Raw genomic sequence first — 17,523 nt, forward strand, 5'->3', positions numbered from 1 at the left:
CTTAATTTACCTTAGCCCTTCCAGCTGTGCAATATGGAGAGAAGTTATGGGGCGACGCGTCATTTTTATATGAAATTGAAGATATTCACCGCTTTTAAGCTATACGCTAGGATATCGTCCCTATTGGTTCAAATAATTTCCTTCAATCCTGACATCGGTGTCTTCGAGTGTACGTCTGGTTTCTCCCATATAGTCCATAATAGTTTTGATTATAGCCCCACACTTTACAGTATGGCGTGGAGTTGATATTATGACTCGTCTAAGGAGGTTACGGTAATGGCATCTGTCAAAGTGAGTCCGAAGAAAACGAAAATAGGGTGGATAGGGACAGGGGTGATGGGGGCGTCTATGTGTATGCATCTCATAAATAAAGGATACGAGGCTGTCGTAAATAACCGGACGAGAAGAAAGGCAAAGGGTTTGGTTGATAAAGGGGCCAAGTGGGTTGATACACCTTCAGAAGTCGCGGAAAACACCGATGTCATATTCACTATTGTCGGATTCCCGAACGACGTGAGGGAGGTGTATTTCGGAGAGAAGGGGATATTCAAGGGGCTGAAAAAGGGGAGTGTGATTATAGATATGACGACCACGGAGCCTTCACTTGCGGAGGAGATTTATAAAAAAGCCGTGGAGAGGGGAGCTTCATCGATCGACGCTCCGGTATCGGGAGGGGACGTCGGGGCCAGGGACGGGTCTTTGTCCATTATGGTAGGGGGCGACAGAGGGGTTGTAGATGAGGTGATGCCTCTTTTCAAACTGATGGGTAAGAATATAGTTTATCAGGGTGGCCCCGGGTTCGGGCAGCACACGAAGATGTGTAATCAAATAATGGCCGCCGCGCTTATGATAGGGATGTGCGAGACGCTTCTCTACGGCTATAAGGCGGGGCTCGATCTTGATACCATGCTGAAGTCTGTGGGCGGGGGCGCGGCCGCAAGCTGGATGCTGGAGAACCTCGCGCCCAGGGTTCTCAAGAGGGATTTCAGTCCGGGTTTTTATGTGGAGCATTTTATTAAGGACATGGGGATCGCGCTCAAGGAGGCGGAGAGGATGAACCTCTCGCTGCCGGGCCTTTCATTGGTCCATCAGCTCTACATAGCGACCAGCGCAGAGGGCCACGGCCGCAAAGGGACTCAGGCATTATTGCTCGCGCTTGAGAAAATTTCAAATGTGAGGTGATGGAGACTTAAAATAATTACTATTCCGAGCGTTAAAAGTGGTATATTATCTCGCTAATGGAGCGCGCATTAAAATTTCAATAGAGAGGGTGAATAAAAAATATGAAGAATATACTTTTAGCTCTATGGTTTATGGCATTAACCGCAGGGTTTTCCGGATGTGCCAAAGTTGCGGAGGATATAGCTGGTCCCGCCGAGCCCGCTCAGACGGATACGCTTGAAAACAGAGTCGAGCCTCAGTATCTGGAGGATAAATATAATCCCGAAATTGAAGAGGAGATTGAGTCCGACGAGATGCCTCTTGAAACACAGGAGGATGAAGACGCTCCGCTTATCAAATAACCGGATAGCGCGCCGTGATTTTCATCCGTATTCCCGGTATTATCCGCGCACGTGGATTTAAACTTGTTTCAACTATCCAACTTCCAGTCAGGGCCTTGATAATGATAAGCCGGGCAGTGCGTAGTAACATCGTATTGCCTCTATTTTTTGGGGACAGGTTTTATCTCGAAAATCTTGGGCCAGAGTTTGCCGGTGACAAAAAGCCTTTTTTCGCGTGAGTCGTAGGCAATTCCGTTTAGTACACCGACTTTAGTTTTTCTGTCTTCGGCGGTCAATAGCCCGTTGAGCTCGATCCAGCCCGTGACCCTTCCGGATTTCGGGTCTATGCGTGCGATCCTGTCCGATTCCCACAGGTTTGCCAAAATCTCTCCCTCGACATATTCGAGCTCGTTCAGTTTACCTACCGGTCCGTCCTCGGAGTAGACATGTAATATGCCTACCTGTTCGAAGCTCGCGGGATCGAGAAAGTAGAGGTTTGAGCTGCCGTCGCTCATTATGAGATTTCTTCCGTCGTAGGTGATTCCCCATCCCTCTGTCGGATAGCTGAATGAAGCTAAGGTGTCCAATGTATTCTTGTTATAGACAAAACCCTTTCCGGAGCGCCATGTAAGGTGAATTATCCTCTTCCCGACAATCGTTATTCCTTCTCCGAAATGCCGGGCTGGTACTTCAATCGAGTCCAGTATTTTTCCGGTTTTGAGATCGACCTTCCTGACCGTTGATCTGCCTTTGATCCCGGTGCTTTCGTACATGATCCCATCGTCAATAACGAGCCCCTGGGTAAAAGCTCCTATATCATGGGGATATGTGTTGATGATTTCATAACCGTAGACTGTTGCAGAATTTTGCTCGTTAACGGGGGTTTTACTCTCGGAGACATCTGGAGAAACCAGGTTAAATATTAAAAGGCATACGGCATGCATAAACGTCAATACGTTGAATTGCCGGCTTATTTTAAAGAAGGTGGGTTTAGTTAGCATAAGGAATCTTTCTCTAACGTACATCCGAATTTAACTAATATAATAGCCGCTTTCTCTATCATTTTCATCAATTATGAATACCCCCACTTGACACTGGGTGTCGATTCGTATAATTTAGACTCATCTAAAATTATAATTAGTGTTGCAGAAACTAATTTTTAGAGAAAATGTTTCTTTTATTTTAATTAAGGGAGGAATGAGATATGCATAAATACGGTATTTCCGGACGTGTTCATTGTATGCGGCGTTTATTTCTTTCACGGTACAAAGCTTCCCGGAAAATAATTTTTTCAGACAAACTCAAATTTTTTCTTGCGGCCTTTGTGCTTTTTTATCTTTTTATTCTGGCCCAGGAAGCCCGGGCGGTCGGGGGAATTTCCAACTCGAAAGTCGTCGTTCCCAGCACCGACACGGTACCCAAAAAACATGTTGAGGTTGAGCCTTTTTTCTCTTTCGAGTTTGTGGATGACAGAGATAATACTTTTCGTTTCGGTGGCGGGGTTAGGCTTACGCTGGGCGCACTGGATAACCTCGAACTCGGGGCGAATGTAAATTATCTGGACCACGAAGACGCTAATCTGATACAGTCTGACACCAATTTTGGTGTTATTGAAACCGGAGTAAAATTCAGGTTTTTGAATCAGAGCGAGGAATTTCCTTTTTCACTTGCCTATCAGGGAGGTGTTACATTCCCGACAGGCGGGGATTCCGTCTGGATAGTCGAGCCCGGGGGGTTGATTCTAACTAAAAATTTTACCGACAGATTCTCCATGGATGCGGATTTCGTGTTCGGTATTATCGAGAACGATGCCTGGAGTTTCGTCACGGAGGTTGGTTTCGGCTATTATCTGAATTCCTGGTTTCAGCCGGTTTTAGAAGGGGCGTTCGGCTATGAAGATGCCCGGGGAGAGGAAAGCGTGTCGCTTATAAACATCACGGCCGGATTTACCGCTGCTGCCACGGACTGGCTAACAGTGATCATAGGGGTTACTCCCGAAGTCTATACGGAAAATAAAGATAAGGAAGTCATTATAACATCGGCTTTTACGTTTTTATTTTAATATCGTTTATTCTTGACACAATGTGATACGCACAATAAAATATTTTTAGACTAGACTAAATTCTCTTTTAGGAGATTTTAAATGTATACGGAATCGATAGAGAATTATTTAAAGGCAATTTACGAAATACAGAAAGAGCAGGGGAAAGTGTCTACTAACGCGCTCTCGGAAAAATTAAGTGTAGCTCCGGCTTCGGTCACGAGTATGATAAAGAAACTTTCTGAAAAGAAGCTTATCACGCACAGACGCTACCAGGGCGTGAACCTCACTCAGGCCGGACGTAAAATAGCGCTTGAGGTAATAAGGCATCACAGGCTGATCGAGCTATATCTGGCGGAAGCTCTCGGCGTACCCTGGGACAAGGTCCATGAGGAGGCCGAGAAGTGGGAACACGTTCTGTCAGAGGATCTCGAAGACCGCATGGACGCTGCGCTCGGCCATCCGACCAGGGACCCGCACGGCTCCCCGATACCCACGAGGGACGGGGAGATAATAGAGCTAGAGTCGATACCGCTTGCGGACCTCGGCCCCGGGCAGTCGGGTGTTGTCGCGGAGGTTAGCGATCACGACCCCAGTCTCCTGCGCTACGTCGGTAAAATGGGGCTCTATCCAAAGACAAACGTCAAGGTTGTTTCTGTCGAGCCGTTTAGCGGTCCGATGACCATAAATGTTGGAAATAAGAAACACATATTGGGCGCGGAGGCCGCTCAATACATCTTTATTACCGATGTTCAGCTGGCCGAATCTGAAATGTCTTAAATACGGCTATCAGCTTTTGAGTTTAGATGTTAAGTATAAAAAAAGTAAAGGAATCCGGGAAAATGAAATTAAAAAAAATGCAATTGATTAAGGGGGCCGCCTTTGCAGCATTGGTCGTTTTACTTTCGTTGCCTTTTACTATCAGAGGCGCCGCGCACATAATAAGGGAGGAGCCTTGGCATCCTGTGGCGGCTGCCTACCTGCGAAGTTTATTTTACGCTAACCTCAAGCCAATTAACTGGGAGCTTATAGCGAGGGAGTACGAGGACCCTATCGGCGAGCCGGGCTATGAATCAAAGACGATATACGACTTATTAGCCGTTCTCCCGAAAACCGATAACGTAGATCAGGTGGAGTCCATACGTAAAGCTATCGCTGATAAGGACCCGAGGGCCCTTTTTTCTTCGTCAACGAGCGCCTTCTCTCAATACATCCGCTACCACCTGGATAGAGCGGAGTCTAAACTCGGCGAGCCGGGCGCAGCGCTTAAAGATGTATTAGAAGCCAGACGGCTATATCGAGCGCTTGAGAGTTTCATTGACCAGGCCGATCCGGACGCCTATGATCAGATGGGACGTTCATGGTTAAGCCTGACCAACAGTGTCGGGAATGCCGGTGTATTGGATATTGGCGGCGTAGCGCCAAACGAGGAAAGTTTCAATTCCGCAAGCAGTTATATTACAAAATATCTGAAGAGTAATTACGAAATTGGCGATTTAAGCGACCGGCCCGAGTTTTTGCCCTTACCTAAAAATAAATCCGGTGTGAATAACGATGTGAATATTGCCGCCTGGCTGCCTCCGGGCAGTAACTTAAACGACCAAAGCCCACTGCCCAGACTGGTTCTTAACTTCGAGTCTCGGGGATTGGATGAAAGGGATCTTTTTCTTGTTGCGTATGGGGATATGCTGTTTGACTCGACTGAAATTCTTGGTGAGCCGGCACGCAGTTTTGGGGTTGCCTGTAGCACCTGTCACAACAGAAGTGATATAAACCAAAGTTTTATTATTCCGGGTGTCAGCCACAGGGCCGGTTCTGTGGACGTGGATGGTCACCTATTCAATCCAATATTCAACGATCACCGTAATGATTCTCTGGATATTCCCAGTCTGAGGGGCCTGCGGTTTACAGCTCCGTATGGAAGAGACGGTCGTTTCGCGAGCCTGAGAGATTTTGTCCGGAATGTAATAGTAAATGAATTCAGAGGGCCGGAGCCTACGCCGTTTATGCTGGATGCTCTTGTAACTTACATGCTCGAATTCGATTGGCTGCCGTCAGTATATTTACGACCGGACGGCACTCTGGCTGATAAGGCGTCTGACTCAGCGAAACGGGGGGAGGTAATATTCAATACTGAGTTTGAATCGATGGGCGGAAGGGCTTGCAGCACATGCCATATTCCGAGCGCGAATTTTATAGACGGTTTACGACATGACATCGGCTCTGCCGAACCGTCCAGTCCGGGAGCTCGAGATAGCTTCTTTGATACACCGACACTTGTAAATATCAAATACACAGCGCCTTACTTTCATGACGGGTCTCTTGAATCTCTCGAAGATGTTGTAGATTGGTTCAATACTAATTTCAGTCTCGGTCTGAACAAAAAGCAGAAAGCAGACTTAACTTCCTATCTGGACGCTGTTGGTACAGGCGATGAGCCATTTGAGGTTTTTGATAACGAGAATACTCCATTCCTGCTAGACTGGGCGGAGCTCTCGACTTTCATAAGCACTCTGGACACCCTTATTCCGGCGGAGGATGAATATCATACAAAGCTTCTGATCGAAACGGTTTCATCCGATCTACGCGCTGACGCAATCGGGTTGCAGGACCTCGGCCAAGCGCCGATGGTTTATGAATTATCGGATAAGCTCGATGAGATACTGGATGCTGTGGAGGCGAACGACTGGAAAGAATCCGCAAGGTTATGGATGGAATACAAGTCTATAGAAGAAAAATACGGATCACAATTTAAATAGCTGCGAGGAGTTATAAGTGAGAAATTTTATGATTCGACTGCCATTAGTTATCTTTGCCGCTCTTGCTGTAACTGTAATTGGTTACGGCCGGGACGCCTGTGCATTAGCCGAGGGAAATAAGGGAAAGAAGCCGCTCGTTCTGGCTTTTATTCCTCAAGAGAACCCGGAAAAACTGATCGGGGACATTGCGGTTATTACTGAGTATCTCCAGGAAGAACTTGGTATGCCCGTAAAGGGTTACGTCACACAGGATCACGCTGCAGCCGTTGAAGCCCTGCGCAATGGAGAGGCGGATATATCGTTTATGGGCGGATTGCCGTATGTGCTAGCCCACGAAAAAATAGGCGCCGAGGTAATACTTGCCGAGGTATACAGGGGTAGCCCTACTTACCGCGGACGAATCTTCGTGCTCAAGGGTAGCGGCATAGAGAAGCTCGATGATTTAAGAGGCAAGAGTATAGCTTTTGCAGACCCCATATCCGAATCAGGTTACATATATCCTCTGGAAACTTTTGTTGAAGCGGGTCTTATTAAGCGCGGTGACGATCCGAAAGATTTTTTCGGTGAGGTGTATTTCGCCGGAGGATATCAGCAGGCTATTCAAGCCCTTGCGAATGGCTTGGTTGACGCCGCCGGAGTGAGCCAATTTGCCGATCTTTTGCTGACTCCGGAGCAGCTGCCCAAAATCACCTGGATTGCCGAGTCAAAGCCTATTCCTTCACATCTTGTCTGCGCCAGAAAGGGGTTGGATCAAGAGCGTGTGGATGCTTTTAAAAGGGCGATGCTGAAACTCAATCAACCGGAATACAAATATCTCCTGAAGCATGTATATGGCCCGGACGGCTACGTGGAAGCTGATCACTCGGATTATAAATCGGTTGAAGATAAAGCCCGCCAATACGGGTTTATGAATTAATCATAGAGGCGTTTAGGATGAATTTGAATTCACCAATAGAATATAGAAATAAGGTAAAAAATCTTGATGAAATCAGGGCCCGGAATGTAATAGCAATTCGGGATATTAAGTTTCGTTACAGCCGTGATGCTTCCCCGGTTTTGAATATTGAGCATCTTATGGTCGAAAAAGGTCAGAGGGTGGCCATCATCGGGCCCAGCGGCGCGGGAAAAACTACGCTTATGCGTCTGATAAACGGATTCATACAGCCTGAATCCGGTGAGATCGAGATTCTGGGAGTCAGGCTGCGACCGGATTCTAAACGAAGCCGGGATTTCAGGCGTCGCATCGGTTTCGTTTTCCAGAATTTTAACCTAATTGACAGGGCAACCGTGTTCGAAAACGTTTTATGGGGCAGATTGGCGTATATTAATTCACTCTTCAGTATGATAAATTGGTTCACGAGACGGGACAAGGAAGCAGCTCTCAAAGCAATTGAAGAAGTAAATCTCGTAAAACAGATCAACCAAAGAGCCGATACGCTGAGCGGGGGTCAGTTGCAGCGTGTCGCCATCGCCCGTGCAATAGCCCAGGAACCTGAAATCATACTGGCTGACGAGCCTGTCAGTAATCTCGATCCGTCACTGACCTCCGACATTATGGATTTGCTCGTAGCGGTGAGTGAAAACCATGGAGTCACTCTTCTGATGAATTTGCATCAGGTCGAATTAGCTCAACGCTTCGCCGACAGGGTGGTTGGTCTCCGCAACGGAGAAGTTGTGTATGACAGCTCAGAAGAGATGTTTTTCAACTCTGTTCCCAACTCTATATTTGATCCTGAAGTTCCATCCTTGAAATTGCCTAAAGACCGGAACTAGGTATCAGGAAGGTGTTCCAATAGCCGGAAATTATATACGCCGTTCGATAGCAGCAAGCCTCTTTCGTTTTGGAGGCATATTGCTTCTGGTTGTTCTGGTAGCATGGTCTTTCTCAGATTTAGACATTGATCTGAAAGAGCTCGTGACCAGTTTCCCGCGCATGGCTGAATTCATAGGGCGTATGATTCCGCCTGATACCGCCGTTGCAAAAACCGTTCTGGCATCTACCGTGGAAACACTGCAGATTGCTTTTGCGGGGACTGTTCTCAGCGCTCTGGTTTCTTTCCCCCTGGGGATACTCGGCGCTGAAAACCTTTCTCCCAGGTGGGCGCATCAACCCGTAAAATGGCTTCTGGGTATTCTACGGGGAATACCGGTTATCCTGCTCGCATTGATGTTTGTAAGCACGGTAGGACTCGGTCCCTTCCCCGGTGTACTTGCACTTGCGTTTCATTCGACCGGTATGCTTGGCAAGTTTTACGCAGAGGCTTTTGAAAATGCCAGACCCGGTCCGCTTGAAGCACTCGACAGTGCCGGAGCTACCTGGCTTCAGAAAGTGCATTTCGGAGTAATAACCCAGGTGGCGCCCGATCTGGCACGGGACACACTTTTCAGGTTCGAGTTAAATCTCCGAGAATCGTTAATTCTGGGGCTTGTCGGCGCGGGAGGGATCGGATTTTATATTCAATTATACATTCGATCCTTTCAATATGATAAAGTAGCGACTCTGACGATTGTTGTTCTGTTCATGGTTGTCTTGGTGGAGCAAATGAGTGTCGCTATTCGTAAGAGGCTAAGATAGCATTGCTTTTACTGAAGCTAGAAAACTGTATGATATATTTCATAGCACGAGTCTTAAGGTGATTATTTACGATTTAACTTTACGTGTTGTGAAAGTCGCTAACAGCTGAGGAGATTGCGTAAATGAAAATTATAAGATTACTTGTTCCGTTCATTCTGGTTCTTGCTGCGTGCTCTTCTGATAATCGCGAAGAGACCTCGTTAACGCGTCCGGAAGGGGAAGTAATAAACATAGTCGCTACGACCGGAATGATAGCGGACATAACCCGCGTAGTCGGGGGAGAACATGTCAGAGTGAAGGGGCTTATGGGGCCCGGAGTTGACCCGCACCTGTATAAGGCGAGTGCCGGGGATATTTCGTCTTTGTCAAACGCTGACTTGATATTCTACAACGGGCTCCATCTGGAAGGGAAAATGTCGGAAGTGTTCGAGCAGATGAAAAAACGCGGCATCGAAACCGTTGCTGTTACAGACGGTATCGATCGGAATATTCTCCTCACCCCTCCCGAATTCGAGGGGAACTACGACCCGCACGTATGGTTTGACGTGGCTATGTGGATGAAAGCCGTGGAGACTGTGAGAGACAGTCTTGCCGGGATGGATCCTCCGAACAAGGATTATTACGATTCTAACACCGAGGCTTATTTGAAAGAATTGTCGGAGTTAAACGAATATATGAAAACACTGGCGGGGATGGTGCCCGAAGATAAGAGGGTGCTTATTACCGCTCACGATGCATTTAACTATTTCGGAAGGGCGTACGGTTTTCAGGTTAAGGGGCTTCAGGGCATAAGCACGGAGTCTGAAGCCGGGACACAGGACGTGCAGAATCTCGCCTCCTTTATAGTGAAGAATAAAATTCCCGCCATTTTCGTCGAGTCCTCGGTACCGCCGAGATATATTGAAGCGGTTCAGGCCGCGGTAAGGGCAAAAGGGTTCGACGTGAAAGTGGGCGGTGAGCTGTTTTCCGACGCCATGGGCAATCCGGATACGCCTGAAGGCAACTATATCGGAATGGTGCGGCATAACATAGATACTATTGTGAACGCATTAAACAGGGGCGGTCAGTCCTGATGGAAATTGAAACTACAGTGAGTGAAAACGCAATAGAGGTTGAGGATTTAACAGTCGCATACGGCGAAAAACCCGTCCTTTGGGACATTGATCTCACTGTGCCGTCGGGGGTGCTGATGGCGATTGTGGGTCCCAACGGCGCGGGCAAAACGACGCTCATCAAGGCCATACTGAATCTTGTAAACACGGCAGCAGGACAGGTGTTGATATACGGGAAACCCTATACGAAGCAGAGACATCTTGTGGGATATGTACCCCAGCGGGGAAGCGTGGATTGGGATTTTCCGACAAATGTTAAGGACGTGGTAATGATGGGTCGCTACGGATCTCTCGGCTGGATCAGACGTCCCGGAAAGAAGGAATCGGAAATGGCGCTCGGTGCTCTCGAGAAGCTGGGCATGTCACGTTATGCCGAGCGTCAGATAAGTCAGCTCTCAGGCGGGCAGCAGCAGCGCGTATTTCTCGCCCGCGCCCTCGTGCAGGACGCACAGGTCTATCTGATGGACGAGCCGTTTCAGGGTGTGGACGCCACAACCGAAAGGGCGATAGTAACACTTCTCCAGGAGCTGCGGGCTTTGGGCAAAACCGTGGTCGTCGTTCACCATGACCTGCAGACGGTGCCCGAGTATTTTGACTGGACGGCGCTTCTGAATGTGCGCCTCATCGCGAGCGGTCCTGTCGGAGAGGTGTTTACGGATGAGAATCTCCGACTTACGTACGGCGGCCGCGTTTCATTTCTCAAGCACGGGAGCCAGACCGGTAGCGGGGACTTCGAGCGGGAAACCGGGACCAGCGGAGAGTAAGGTGGACGTCACCGAGATTCTATACGACCTTCTTTTCGATTACACATTGCGGACTGTCGCGCTCGGCTCCGCGGTGCTCGGGATAGTGAGCGGAGCCCTGGGTGCTTACGCAGTTCTCAGAAAACAGAGCCTGCTGGGCGATGCGATGTCGCATGCAGCACTTCCCGGTATCGCGCTCGCCTTTCTACTCACCGGCAGCAAGATGTCCATTGTGCTGATTTTAGGAGCCGCAATCGCCGGATGGATCGCCACTATCTTTATCATGAGCATCGTAAACAGCACGAGGGTCAAATATGACTCGGCGCTTGGAATGGTTTTATCCGTTTTTTTCGGGTTCGGACTCGTGCTTTTAACAATTATTCAGAAAAGACCCGATGCGACGCAGGCCGGTCTGGATAAATTCCTCTTCGGTCAGGCGGCTGCCCTTCTCGAGCGAGATGTAATAACGATGGGTATTCTGGGAGCTGTCGCGATAACAATGGTCTTGATTTTCTGGAAGGAATTTAAGCTGCTCAGTTTCGACCCGGATTTCGGAGCAACTCTCGGATTCCCTATCAGAATTCTCGACATATTACTCACGACTTTGATAGTAGTCGCAATAGTGCTCGGGCTTCAAACGGTAGGGGTGGTTCTGATGAGCGCCATGATAGTGGCGCCCGCGGCTTCTGCAAGGCAGTGGACCGATAATCTCGGAATAATGATAATTCTCTCTTCGTTTTTCGGGGCGCTGGCCGGTATCAGCGGAGCTGTTCTCAGCGCAAGCGTTCCGCGACTTCCGACAGGGCCTACTATTGTTCTCTCCGTGAGCGCAATAGTGTTTGTCTCTTTTTTAACAGCTCCCCGAAGGGGGCTTCTATGGAAATGGTTCCGGGAGCGAAAGAACAGGGGCAGGCTCCGGCTCGAGGGAATACTGGAAGACCTCTATTCGCTCGCGCTGAGCCACGAAAATCCGGAACACGCGCATTCGGTTTCTGTGCTCAGGCTGATGAGCGGCGGGAAGGGAGGAGTGGAAAAGAGCCTCGATATCTTGAGAGAAAGAGGCCTTGTGCGTCTGGTAAGACCCGGGGAATGGGCGCTTACGAAAACTGGTATCTCGGAAGCCGAAAAAATGATCGAATTACGGAAGGGTGAAACAAGTGAATATTGAGCAGTTTGAAGTTCAGATTATAGCGTCTCTAGTAGCGGTTACCTGCGCGATACCCGGAGTGTTTCTGGTTTTGCGCAGAATGGCTATGATGAGCGACGCTATAAGTCACGCTATTCTATTAGGTATAGTACTCGCATTCTTCGTCGTACAAGACATATCATCCCCGATTCTTATCATAGGGGCGGCACTGAGCGGGGTTCTCACCGTGAGTCTGGTTGAGCTGCTTAACAAAACCGGGCTTGTGCGGGAAGATGCCTCGATAGGTCTTGTCTTTCCCCTTTTATTTAGTATCGGAGTGATTCTGATCGCGCGCTACGCGTGGAACATACACTTGGACGTTCACGCAGTTTTACTGGGCGAGCTAGCCTTTGCGCCTTTTGACCGTTTAATTATCGGCGGCCACGATTTCGGGCCGAAATCGATGTACGTTATGGGATCGATACTGGCCCTTAACCTTGTTTTCATTACCCTGTTTTATAAAGAGCTTAAAGTCGCGACTTTCGACGCGGGACTAGCAGCCGCGCTCGGTTTTTATCCCGGACTCATACATTACGGACTCATGGGCCTCGTGTCCGTCACTGCCGTCGGGGCGTTCGACGCTGTGGGTTCGATACTGGTCGTGGCTCTCATGATAGCGCCTCCGGCTGCTTCTTACCTCCTGACCGACAAGCTGTCGAACATGATAATTTTTAGCGCGGTGATCGGGGTGATCAGTGCGGTCTCTGGATTCTGGGTTGCAATACTGCTCGATGCGAACATAGCGGGCTCGATGGCTACTATGTCGGGAGTTATATTTATTTTCGTATTTCTACTCGCTCCCGAAAGGGGACTGATCGCACTTGCAAGAAGGAGGTCGCGTCAGAGATGGGAATTTGCCGGGAGGGTGCTTGCGATACATCTCCTTAACCATGAAGGGACCCCCGAAGAAGACCGGGAATCGCGGATAGAGCATCTTGAGGAAACTCTCAGATGGAATGAAAGGTTTGCTAGGGGCGTGATCGGACGTTCTGTAAAGCGGGGTATGATTCTTGCCCATGACGGGCGCTTGAAGCTTACTGATGAGGGCAGGGAATTCGCCGGTAAATCGGCGGCGGACGAGTATATTAATTAAAAGCCTGCGGCGCCTAATCCGAAATGTTTTTCTTCTTTAGAAGCTGGAGTATAAGGCTTAACAGTATTACACCCTTTGCCCCGTCATCATCTTCCTTCAAAGACTGGATATAATCCATATTATCTTTTACGGTTTCATCGTCGGGAGCTATCTGTAAAGCGGTTCTGAGCACTTCCAGCGCCTCGTCGTACCAGCCTTTTTCCGCAAGCGAGAGAGCAAGGGCGTTGTAGGCGGGGATGAATTCGGGGGAGATTGAAATGATCTCCCTGAATTTCGCGGAAGACTCATCTATCCATCCGAAATCGAAGTAGCAGTTGCCGACCGATAGATGCGCCCACGTATCCGTAGGGCATATTTCGAGATGTTTCCTGAACTCGTATAGCGCCTCCTTCGTCCAGCCCATATCGAAGAAGCATAGTCCGGTCTGATAGTATATCTCGTCCTTTATGTAGTCGACATCCATTTCCGAGTTTTGACATTCCTCTAAATAATGAAGCGCGTCTTCATAAAGCCCGATTGATCTGTAGGTAAGAGCCATGTGCCATTTTGCAATCACGTAATCGGGATCGATTTCGAGAGCTTCCTGGAAAGCCCTGAGCGATTCATCGTGCCTGCTCATTCTTGAAAGAGTGATACCTAGCTGCGCCCAGACATATGAGTCTCCCGGGTTAAGGTCCACGGCTTTTCTAAAATAAAATACGGAGGCGTTGAAATCCTCCATTGCGTCGTAAGTAAGCGCAAACGAGAGATATACATCCGGATCATGAGGCGCGATTTGTACGGCTTTAGTGAGTTCTTTCAGCGCGTCGTCGAAACGCCCTGCTTCCTTGAAATCGTCGGCCTTATTTAGTAGCCTGTCCAGCCTTCCCATTATTTACTCCGTTTGGATGAGACATCCAAATTGATTAAAGCATATTTGCTGTGATACGAGTTGTCAACAGCCGAAACTTAATTTATTTATTTTAATTCCGGCTAAAATCGGCGGATTCTCGAATGTAGTCACTCGGTTTGAAAAATACGAAATGACTAAGGGACCTTAGAGCTCTTGCCTTATCCTCTACTTTAGGACATGAATAGGGCCTCCGTACAGGCCCTGATCTGATGATTAGGTAAATAGACAAATCACAAAATAGGAAGTTCGGCGAATAGGAATTCGAAAAAGTTTTATTAGCCTGAGTGTGCCGGCCAGAATAATGTGAAACGGTGGGCCGCAGCTGTCGGGAAGTCGGCAATTAATGCGCGTACAAGAGTTGAGATGAAATAATTGCTTTCAGAGCTCTGCAGCTGTTAATACCGTGCTTGTCTGTGCTTTGAATCGGACCTAGAATTAGGGTTATGTGCGGGCGCTCGAATTCAGATCTGATAAAGAACAACAGAATGTATTCGCTTCTCGAAAGCGGTGAGTCCCTCGTGTGGTCGGGCCGTCCGCAAACCGCAAAGTTGCTGCTCGTAATAGCGCCTTTAATAATCTTCTCGGTATTCTGGACCGCTATGTCCGCAAGGTGGATATACTCGGCTGCGGGCGATAAAATTCCCGACTTCAGTAACCCGTCCGACTATTTCGCGCTCTTCGGCGTTCCGTTTGTTCTGATTGGCCTTGTACAGTTCCTGGGCGCATTCTGGTTCTTCGTGAGGATCAAGAGACTTCATTACGCTGTGACGGATAAGAAGTTTTTCGTTCTGGACAGGGAAACGGTTCATTCGTTCACCCCTGATGAGCTCTCACGTATGAGGGGGAAGAAGAGTTTCCTGCGTCCGGGACTTTCCGAGACTTCGGAATATGTAAGCAGGCACTACCCGCACAGCGGGAAACCTAGGGTCAGCGGTATAACATTGGCCGCTTTAATAATCGGGTTTTTTACTATTCCGCGATTCAGGGAGGTCAAGGACATGCTCGTAAAGATGAAGAAGAGCGGGCAGGCATGACCCTTTGCATTTACAATAAGATTTTTTAATTGTCTTTATCCTGTTAAGATATTGTCTTTGCAAGGGCTTGGTGTTGCGCCGCTTTTCGAAACCAATTAGACTCTCCGAAGTAAAATGAGTGAGACAATTCAGGTCGCTGTCCCCATACCGGGGGAAGAGTTCTATCACTACAAATTACCCCTGCATTTGAGGGAGGGAGCCGCGCTGGGCAAGCGCGTGCTCGTGCCGTTCAGGAACAGGAGGTCCATCGGATTCATCGTCGGGACAGGCGAGCCGCCTCCGGATCTGGAGCTTAGGGAGGTGCTCGACATACTGGACGAGGAGCCTCTGTTCGATGAAAAAAGGCTCGAATTTCTGAAGTGGGTCGCAAGGTACTACATTTCTTCTCTCGGCATAGTGTTGAAGGCCGCCCACCCGGGGGGGCTCGGCGTGAGCCTGAAGCGTGTTATGAGGATCACCGGGAACGGCAAGAAAGCACTTCTCAAGGATACGCTTACAGGACACGAAGGCCTTGTGCTCAAGACAATTCTGAATTCAGGGGAGATCACGTCTCAAAGACTGCTCAATCTGGTGGAGAATACCTCTAACGAGCTGCTCAACTCGCTCAGGAGACGAAATCTGGTCGAGTTCGGTTACGAGCTTAAATCGGACCCCAAGGTAAAAACAGAAAAAATCATAGTTGCCGAGAAAGGTATAAGCCTGGAGCATCCTTCGCTCAAGAGAAAGCACGCAAAGGCCGAGATTATGGAGTTTGTGATTAGCCACGGCAGGGTGCCTCTGGATGACTTGAAGGAGATATTCGGGAATGTGGGACAGCACCTGCCCTGGCTCGAGAAAAGCGGTTTCTTAAGGATTGAATATGAGGAAGTGACGAGAGACCCGTTTGAGGGTATGGAGATAACGAAGGACAAACCTCCGACGCTGACAATAGATCAGGAGATCGCACATAAGAAGATAAATGAGGCTATCCAGGCAGGGGCCTACGCGCCGTTCCTGCTCCACGGGGTTACGGGAAGCGGAAAGACAGAGGTTTACCTGCGTGCCATAGAAGAAGTGATGACTTCAGGCGGGGAGGCGATAGTGCTCGTGCCGGAGATATCCCTTACTCCTCTCCTGGTAAAAAGGTTCAGGGCCAGGTTCGGAAATAAGGTCGCGGTAATTCACAGCGCTCTTTCCGACGGGGAGCGCTTCGACGCATGGCGCATGGCCAGCCGTGGTGAAGTAAAGGTCATAATAGGCGCGCGCTCCGCTATATTCGCCCCGTTCGGAAATTTAGGGATGATTGTTATAGACGAAGAGCACGAGACTACCTATAAACAGGACGAGTCGCCGGCCTATAACGCACGGGATCTTGCTCTTGTGCTCGGGAAAATGACGGACTCGGTCGTGGTCCTGGGCTCGGCGACACCTTCTGCTGAATCCTATTACAATTCGCTCAAGCATAAATTCGGCTATTTGTCCCTGCCCCTCAGGGTAGAGGACAGGGCTCTTCCGGCGGTGACGGTCGCGGATATGAAATATGAGGGGGGCGCTGTGTTCTCAGGAAAGCTGAAGGATTCTATGAGGGAGAATTTCGAGCGCGGCAAACAGACGATACTTTTTTTGAACAGGAGGGGTTTTTCCTCTCTCGTTATTTGCTCCGCGTGCGGCGATATACTCAAGTGCCCCAATTGCAGCGTTTCACTGACCTATCATGCGCGGGACAATTCGGTGAGGTGTCATTTGTGCGGTCTCTCGGAGAAGCTCGCCGGAAACTGCTCTAGCTGCGGGGAGCCGGTAAGGGGCCTGGGCATGGGGACGCAAAGGGTCGAGGACGAGATAAAGGCAATACTCCCTCAGGCCGGGGTAGCCCGTATGGACAGGGATACGGTAGCCGGCAAGACAAAGCTGCTCAGGCTCTACGGAAGGCTCGAAAGGGGGGAGATAGATGTGCTTATCGGGACGCAGATGGTCGCAAAGGGACACGACCTCCCTGGTGTAACGCTCGTGGGTGTAGTCTTGGCCGATATATCACTGGGCATCCCGGACTTTCGCTCGGGGGAGAGAACCTTTCAGCTCGTGACGCAGGTTGCCGGAAGAGCGGGCCGTGGGGAGGGGCCGGGGAAGGTTATAGTGCAGACATATAATCCTGATCATCCTAGCATCACCTTCGCGGTGAAGCAGGACAGCAAGGGCTTTCTTGAAGAAGAAATCAAACTGCGCGAAGAGCTCGATTATCCACCTTTCTCGAGACTTGTGAATATAAGATTTACGGGAAGACTCGAGAAGGATACGGGGGATGTTGCTAAAAAGTCGGCAGAGATTGCCAGAAAGCTCCTGTCGAAGCTAAAGCCAGGCGCTCTGGAGGTACTAGGCCCTTCTCCGTGTCCGGTGAGCAAGATAAGGAACAGGTACAGATTTCAGATGCTCCTGAAATCCTCGAACACGGGCATACTTCACAGTTTTTCGAGGCAGCTTATAAAACTGATTTCAAAGGAAGCGGGGCAGGTGAGGGTTTCCATAGACGTCGATCCGTATAATTTTAGCTGAGGGCGGGATGTTCATTCAGCGGATGAGATTCGAGGGAATCATATAATCCTAATTCGT

The 17,523-nt window shown here is 49.1% G+C and carries 16 protein-coding genes; 14 read left to right on the top strand and 2 right to left on the bottom strand.

Annotation, left to right across the window (positions count from 1 at the left end; all coding sequences use genetic code 11):
• The first annotated feature begins 276 nt into the window (after positions 1-276).
• On the top strand, positions 277-1,182 hold the full coding sequence (locus tag RIG61_10670) for an NAD(P)-dependent oxidoreductase (protein MEQ9619623.1): 906 nt from the start codon (positions 277-279) through the stop codon (positions 1,180-1,182).
• Between the two features lie 101 nt (positions 1,183-1,283).
• On the top strand, positions 1,284-1,523 hold the full coding sequence (locus tag RIG61_10675; protein MEQ9619624.1) for a hypothetical protein: 240 nt from the start codon (positions 1,284-1,286) through the stop codon (positions 1,521-1,523).
• 140 nt (positions 1,524-1,663) lie between these two features.
• Here RIG61_10675 and RIG61_10680 read toward each other — a convergent pair whose 3' ends face one another.
• Complete coding sequence (locus RIG61_10680; GenBank protein ID MEQ9619625.1) at positions 1,664-2,503, bottom strand: glutaminyl-peptide cyclotransferase; 840 nt, start codon at positions 2,501-2,503, stop codon at positions 1,664-1,666.
• Positions 2,504-2,742: 239 nt separating this feature from the next.
• On the opposite strand from RIG61_10680, the gene RIG61_10685 reads away from it, so the two are divergent.
• The 10 genes from RIG61_10685 to RIG61_10730 all read left to right on the top strand — a co-directional run bounded on the left by RIG61_10685 (position 2,743) and on the right by RIG61_10730 (position 13,011).
• On the top strand, positions 2,743-3,564 hold the full coding sequence (locus RIG61_10685) for a hypothetical protein (GenBank protein MEQ9619626.1): 822 nt from the start codon (positions 2,743-2,745) through the stop codon (positions 3,562-3,564).
• A gap of 81 nt (positions 3,565-3,645) precedes the next feature.
• Positions 3,646-4,323 (top strand): metal-dependent transcriptional regulator, encoded by a 678-nt coding sequence (locus RIG61_10690; GenBank protein ID MEQ9619627.1) that lies wholly within the window; start codon positions 3,646-3,648, stop codon positions 4,321-4,323.
• A 62-nt stretch (positions 4,324-4,385) separates the two neighbouring features.
• Positions 4,386-6,302 (top strand): cytochrome c peroxidase, encoded by a 1,917-nt coding sequence (locus RIG61_10695; protein ID MEQ9619628.1) that lies wholly within the window; start codon positions 4,386-4,388, stop codon positions 6,300-6,302.
• Positions 6,303-6,330: 28 nt separating this feature from the next.
• Complete coding sequence (locus RIG61_10700; GenBank protein MEQ9619629.1) at positions 6,331-7,218, top strand: phosphate/phosphite/phosphonate ABC transporter substrate-binding protein; 888 nt, start codon at positions 6,331-6,333, stop codon at positions 7,216-7,218.
• A 23-nt stretch (positions 7,219-7,241) separates the two neighbouring features.
• Complete coding sequence (gene phnC, locus RIG61_10705; protein MEQ9619630.1) at positions 7,242-8,075, top strand: phosphonate ABC transporter ATP-binding protein; 834 nt, start codon at positions 7,242-7,244, stop codon at positions 8,073-8,075.
• A gap of 46 nt (positions 8,076-8,121) precedes the next feature.
• Entirely contained in the window at positions 8,122-8,877 is a 756-nt protein-coding gene (gene phnE, locus RIG61_10710) for a phosphonate ABC transporter, permease protein PhnE (protein MEQ9619631.1), read from the top strand.
• 122 nt (positions 8,878-8,999) lie between these two features.
• Entirely contained in the window at positions 9,000-9,950 is a 951-nt protein-coding gene (locus RIG61_10715) for a zinc ABC transporter substrate-binding protein (GenBank protein ID MEQ9619632.1), read from the top strand.
• Positions 9,950-10,753: a metal ABC transporter ATP-binding protein gene (locus RIG61_10720; protein MEQ9619633.1), complete on the top strand. Its 804-nt coding sequence runs from the start codon at positions 9,950-9,952 to the stop codon at positions 10,751-10,753. The genes RIG61_10715 and RIG61_10720 overlap by 1 nt, the downstream gene beginning before the upstream one ends.
• The gene (locus RIG61_10725) at positions 10,647-11,900 is read left to right on the top strand and encodes a metal ABC transporter permease (protein ID MEQ9619634.1); all 1,254 of its coding nucleotides are present in this window, start codon (positions 10,647-10,649) and stop codon (positions 11,898-11,900) included. The genes RIG61_10720 and RIG61_10725 overlap by 107 nt, the downstream gene beginning before the upstream one ends.
• Complete coding sequence (locus tag RIG61_10730; protein MEQ9619635.1) at positions 11,890-13,011, top strand: metal ABC transporter permease; 1,122 nt, start codon at positions 11,890-11,892, stop codon at positions 13,009-13,011. The genes RIG61_10725 and RIG61_10730 overlap by 11 nt, the downstream gene beginning before the upstream one ends.
• A 13-nt stretch (positions 13,012-13,024) precedes the next feature.
• On the opposite strand, the gene RIG61_10735 is transcribed toward RIG61_10730, so the two are convergent.
• On the bottom strand, positions 13,025-13,882 hold the full coding sequence (locus RIG61_10735) for a tetratricopeptide repeat protein (protein MEQ9619636.1): 858 nt from the start codon (positions 13,880-13,882) through the stop codon (positions 13,025-13,027).
• 506 nt (positions 13,883-14,388) lie between these two features.
• Between RIG61_10735 and RIG61_10740 the strand changes: the two genes are divergently transcribed.
• Both RIG61_10740 and priA read left to right on the top strand, forming a co-directional pair.
• Positions 14,389-14,937, top strand: coding sequence for a hypothetical protein (locus RIG61_10740; protein MEQ9619637.1), 549 nt, complete (start codon positions 14,389-14,391; stop codon positions 14,935-14,937).
• A 114-nt stretch (positions 14,938-15,051) separates the two neighbouring features.
• Positions 15,052-17,466 carry a primosomal protein N' gene (gene priA, locus RIG61_10745; protein ID MEQ9619638.1) on the top strand — a complete coding sequence of 805 codons (2,415 nt, stop codon included), beginning with the start codon at positions 15,052-15,054 and terminating at the stop codon, positions 17,464-17,466.
• Positions 17,467-17,523 lie beyond the last annotated feature (57 nt).

It is taken from the genome of Deltaproteobacteria bacterium (genome assembly GCA_040223695.1).
In the GTDB taxonomy this organism is placed as follows: Bacteria; Desulfobacterota_D; UBA1144; order Nemesobacterales; family UBA2774; genus JAVKFU01.